The sequence below is a fragment of the Vibrio makurazakiensis genome, from assembly GCF_050337375.1.
GTDB lineage: Bacteria > Pseudomonadota > Gammaproteobacteria > Enterobacterales > Vibrionaceae > Vibrio > Vibrio makurazakiensis.
In genome coordinates this window covers 1-5105 of record NZ_JAKJSW010000264.1, presented here as the reverse complement: position 1 = coordinate 5105, position 5105 = coordinate 1, and the positions used below count along the sequence as shown (strand labels likewise).

Genomic DNA, 5105 nt, shown 5'->3' with positions numbered 1-5105 from the left:
CCTATTTTATAATCTAATATTCGATACCAAGAGGACAAAACAAATAGCGCTAATCGTTTGCTTGGAGCCCTTATGGTTATTGATGATAAATATATTTGACTAAAGTCACTATAACGGACCATTCGCAATTGACTTTATGGCTAGATCGGATAAATATGGCTACATCATTTACTCATTGAACGAGCATATGTTCGATACAAATGTTCGTTCAATTGAAAATTTAAACTAATGCGCTGACTTCTAGTGAATGAACAACTAAAGAAGTGTGTTAGTTAGCTTGAAAATGCCCACGCTTCATTCTCAATGAAGCGCTGCCCAAGACATAGGATGATCAACAATGAGCAATAAATTAGAGCAACTTCGTAAACTGACTACTGTTGTAGCTGACACTGGTGATATCGAAGCTATCGCAAAGTACACTCCTGAAGATGCGACAACTAACCCATCTCTAATTCTTAAGGCTGCTCAAATTGCTGAGTACGCACCTCTAATTGATGCTTCTATCGAATACGCTAAAGCTCAAAGCGGTGACAAAGCACAACAAGTTCAAGACACTTGTGACATGCTTAATGTAAACATCGGTAAAGAAATCCTTAAAGTAGTTCCAGGCCGTATCTCAACTGAAGTTGATGCTCGTCTTTCTTACGACATGGAAGGCAGCGTTGCTAAAGCTCGTCAACTTATCAAAATGTATAACGACGCTGGCATCACTAACGATCGCATCCTTATCAAACTGGCTTCAACTTGGGAAGGTATCCGCGCTGCTGAAATCCTAGAGAAAGAAGGCATCAACTGTAACCTAACGCTTCTTTTCTCTTTCGCTCAAGCTCGAGCTTGTGCTGAAGCTGGCGTATTCCTTATCTCTCCTTTCGTTGGTCGCATCATGGACTGGTACAAAGCGAAAGAAGGTCGTGATTTCGAAGCTCAAGAAGATCCAGGTGTTATCTCTGTTGCAAACATCTACAACTACTACAAAGAGCACGGCTACAAAACTGTTGTTATGGGCGCAAGCTTCCGTAACATCGGCGAGATCCTTGAACTTGCAGGTTGTGACCGTCTAACTATCGCTCCTCAACTTCTAGCTGACCTAGAAGCAGCTGAAGGCGAAGTAGTAGAGAAGCTAATTGACTCTAACGGTACTAAAGAGCGCCCAGCGGCGATGACTCACGCTGAGTTCCTATGGGATCACAACCAAGACCCAATGGCTGTTGAGAAGCTAGCTGAAGGCATCCGCAACTTCGCAGTTGACCAAGGTAAACTAGAAGACATGATCGCAGCTAAGCTGTAGTCACTAACGAATAAAAAAGAGGAACGAATTTCGTTCCTCTCTTATATCTACTAACGAATTATTAATTTCGAATCTCTTTGGAAGCAATTATGAATCGCAAACATCTAGCTAACGCTATTCGTGCTCTAAGCATGGACGGCGTACAACAAGCAAACTCTGGTCACCCAGGCGCACCTATGGGTATGGCTGACATCGCTGAAGTTCTTTGGCGCTCTCACCTAAACCACAACCCAGCTAACCCAGAGTGGGCTGACCGCGACCGTTTTATCCTGTCTAACGGCCACGGCTCAATGCTGATTTACTCTCTGCTTCACCTAGCAGGTTACGAGCTTTCAATTGAAGATCTTAAGAACTTCCGTCAACTGCACTCTAAGACTCCTGGTCACCCAGAGTACGGCTACGCACCAGGTATCGAAACAACGACTGGTCCACTAGGTCAAGGCATCACTAACGCTGTTGGTATGGCTATGGCTGAAAAAGCGCTAGCGGCACAGTTCAACAAAGAAGGCCACGACATCGTAGACCACTACACTTATGCATTCATGGGTGATGGCTGTCTGATGGAAGGTATTTCTCACGAAGCATGTTCTCTAGCGGGTACGCTAGGTCTTGGTAAGCTGGTTGCTTTCTGGGATGACAACGGCATCTCTATCGATGGTGAAGTTGACGGTTGGTTCTCTGACGATACACCTAAGCGTTTCGAAGCTTACGGCTGGCACGTAATCCCAGCAGTTGATGGTCACGATGCTGACGCTATCAACGCAGCTATTGAAGCGGCTAAAGCAGATCCTCGCCCTACTCTAATCTGTACTAAAACAGTGATTGGCTTTGGTTCTCCAAACAAAGCAGGTACGCACGACTGTCACGGTGCACCACTAGGCGCTGAAGAAATTGCAGCAACACGTAAAGAATTAGGTTGGGAGCACGGTCCTTTTGAAATTCCGTCGGAAGTTTACTCAGAGTGGGATGCGAAAGAAGCAGGCGCAGCTAAGGAAGCAGCGTGGAACGAGAAACTTGCAGCTTATGAAGCAGCACACCCTGAGCTGGCAGCTGAGTTCAAACGCCGCGTAAACGGTGACCTACCGGCTGAGTGGGAAGAGAAAGCAAACGCAATCATTGCAAACCTTCAAGCTAACCCAGCAAACATCGCATCACGTAAAGCATCTCAAAATGCTTTAGAAGCATTCGGTGCTATGCTACCAGAATTCATGGGCGGCTCTGCTGACCTTGCGCCTTCTAACCTGACTATGTGGTCTGGTTCTAAGTCACTTGAAGCAAACGACTTCTCTGGTAAYTACATCCACTACGGTGTACGTGAATTCGGTATGACGGCTATCATGAACGGTATCGCTCTGCACGGTGGTTTCGTACCATACGGCGCAACATTCCTAATGTTCATGGAATACGCTCGTAACGCTATGCGTATGGCTGCTCTGATGAAAACTCAGAACATCCAGGTTTACACGCACGACTCTATCGGTCTTGGTGAAGATGGTCCAACTCACCAACCAGTTGAGCAAATCGCTTCTCTACGTTTAACTCCAAACATGAGCACATGGCGTCCATGTGACCAAGTTGAGTCAGCTGTTGCTTGGAAACTAGCAATCGAACGTAAAGATGGCCCTTCTGCACTTATCTTCTCTCGTCAAAACCTTGCACAGCAAGATCGTGATGCTGAGCAAGTAGCAAACATCGCTAAGGGTGGTTACATCCTGAAAGATTGTGAAGGCAAGCCAGAGCTTATCCTTATCGCGACTGGTTCTGAAGTTGAGCTAGCGGTTAGCGCTGCTGCTGAACTAACGGCTGAAGGTAAGAAAGTACGCGTAGTATCTATGCCTGCAACTGACGCGTTCGATAAGCAAGACGCGCAGTACCGTGAGTCTGTACTTCCATCTGACGTGACTGCACGTATCGCTGTAGAAGCTGGCATCGCTGACTTCTGGTACAAGTATGTTGGTTTCGGTGGCAAGATCATCGGTATGACAACATTTGGCGAATCTGCACCAGCAGGCGAGCTATTCAAGATGTTCGGTTTCACTACTGAAAACGTAGTAAACACAGCAAAAGAGCTTCTAGCTTAATCAGCTGAATCGACTTCTATTAAAAAGCCCTGCTCAATGAGCAGGGCTTTTTGTTTTCTAGGCAATGTTAATTAAGGTTGCACCATACCCACAGCACCTATTTGAAAAAATAGATGCTTTCTTTAGCCGTTATTTCTCTTCGAAACGCTTCGCCAACAGATAAAACTCATTCACTTGATCTTTCAGGTCTGTAGAGTGATCTTTAACAGAATGTGTTGCCACTAAGTTTTGCTCTGCAGTGGAAGCGATAGACTGCATATGAAGGTTTACGTCACTCGATAGCTGACGCTGTTTATGTGCCGAGTTCTCTACCGACTGCATCAATTCATTCATCGATTGCATTAGGGTTTCAACCTCAGATAATCGTTCAGCACTGACTTTTGCCACATCACTACAAGCGTCAGTTTGTTCGCGATTAGCAAGAATATCCTGTTGCCAGCCTTCAATAGTAACCAGCATAGTATCGATGCTTTCTTTGATCTGTACTGTAGCGTTCGACGTTCTGCCCGATAATGCTCTTACTTCGTCAGCCACCACAGCGAAACCTCGGCCTTGTTCACCAGCTCTCGCCGCTTCAATCGCTGCATTCAACGCCAACAAATTAGTTTGTTCAGCTATCCCACCAATTTCTTCCATCACTTGGCTAACATTCTGAGCCTGGCTGCTCAATTGATAAGTGGTGTGAGTCGCTTTTTCAGCTTGTGATGCCAAACTTTCAAGGTTCTGATGCGTTTGATGAATACTTTCCTTAGCAGCAGCACAAGTCTGTAGAGTAACGTCCACAATCTGGTGCGCTTCTTCAGTACGTGACGACACTTCGTTAGCGGTAATTTCAACTTCTTCAGTCGCTTCACGCACTTGTAGTATGTCTTTTGTTTGTTGATCTAAGGCTGCGGTAACCTGATAAGAGGTTGCATTGAGGTTATCGGCTAAATCTTGTAAAGGCTTTGCCGAATCAGTCATACGACCTAGTACCGTTCGAATTCGTGCGGACAACAACTTTAGGTGGAAGTCAGCAACAGAAAACTTACTGTTACCCGAATATATGAGTCGGCTAACACTATCGAACTTTGACTGCAGCTTCTTGAGTTGCAAAGGAGTATCAATTAATTCTTGTCGGAATAGCAAAGCAAGTGCGGAAATAGGTAGCAGACTAAGTAGCCATTGTGATGCTTGCCCTACTTCTAAGAAGTTAGAGAGCACAGGAGCGGAGAGTGAACCGAGTAACACCGCATAGCGAACGCTATCGCTAATTTGAAGCGACCATTTTCTTCCCGACTTTTCTGCTTTCAATAAGCTCTGGTAAGCCTTGTCAGCAATTTGTACCCATTCACTTTTTGGTTTAACCCGAACAGACTGATAGCCACTCACCGTACCGTTATCGTAAATTGGCGTCACATACGCATCAACCCAGTAGTAACCGCCGGACTTCGTCTTATTTTTTACAATGCCGCGCCATGCTTTACCTTGCTTCAAATTTACCCACATATCAGCAAATGCTGCTTTAGGCATATCGCGATGACGAACAATATTATGGTGTTGTCCAAGCAGTTCTTGAGGAGTGTATTCAGCGATACGACAAAAAGCGTCATTACTATAAGTAATCACACCTTTAAGGTCTGTCGTCGATACAAGCTGTTCGTTATCGCTTAAAAGAGTTTCACGTGTTTGAGCGGGTGAGCTGACGTTCATTATATTAACTTTTGTAGTTATTATTTTAAGCGAAGAATATATAC

The 5105-nt window shown here is 45.1% G+C and carries 3 protein-coding genes; 2 read left to right on the top strand and 1 reads right to left on the bottom strand.

The features are described from left to right. Window positions 1–337 precede the first annotated feature (337 nt). Both tal and tkt read left to right on the top strand, forming a co-directional pair. Window positions 338–1288 carry a transaldolase gene (tal, locus tag L4C33_RS19545; RefSeq protein WP_428814071.1) on the top strand — a complete coding sequence of 317 codons (951 nt, stop codon included), beginning with the start codon at window positions 338–340 and terminating at the stop codon, window positions 1286–1288. An 89-nt stretch (window positions 1289–1377) separates the two neighbouring features. Continuing rightward, window positions 1378–3369: a transketolase gene (gene tkt / locus L4C33_RS19540; RefSeq protein WP_428814070.1), complete on the top strand. Its 1992-nt coding sequence runs from the start codon at window positions 1378–1380 to the stop codon at window positions 3367–3369. A gap of 129 nt (window positions 3370–3498) precedes the next feature. Here tkt and L4C33_RS19535 read toward each other — a convergent pair whose 3' ends face one another. After that, window positions 3499–5061: a methyl-accepting chemotaxis protein gene (locus L4C33_RS19535; protein WP_428814069.1), complete on the bottom strand. Its 1563-nt coding sequence runs from the start codon at window positions 5059–5061 to the stop codon at window positions 3499–3501. Window positions 5062–5105: the final 44 nt, after the last annotated feature.

What these genes read in the sequence shown, in the direction of transcription:
- tal (WP_428814071.1), top strand. Translation starts at nt 338, where the DNA reads ATGAGCAATAAATTAGAGCAACTTCGTAAACTGACTACTGTTGTAGCT.
- L4C33_RS19535 (WP_428814069.1), bottom strand. Translation starts at nt 5,061, where the DNA reads ATGAACGTCAGCTCACCCGCTCAAACACGTGAAACTCTTTTAAGCGAT.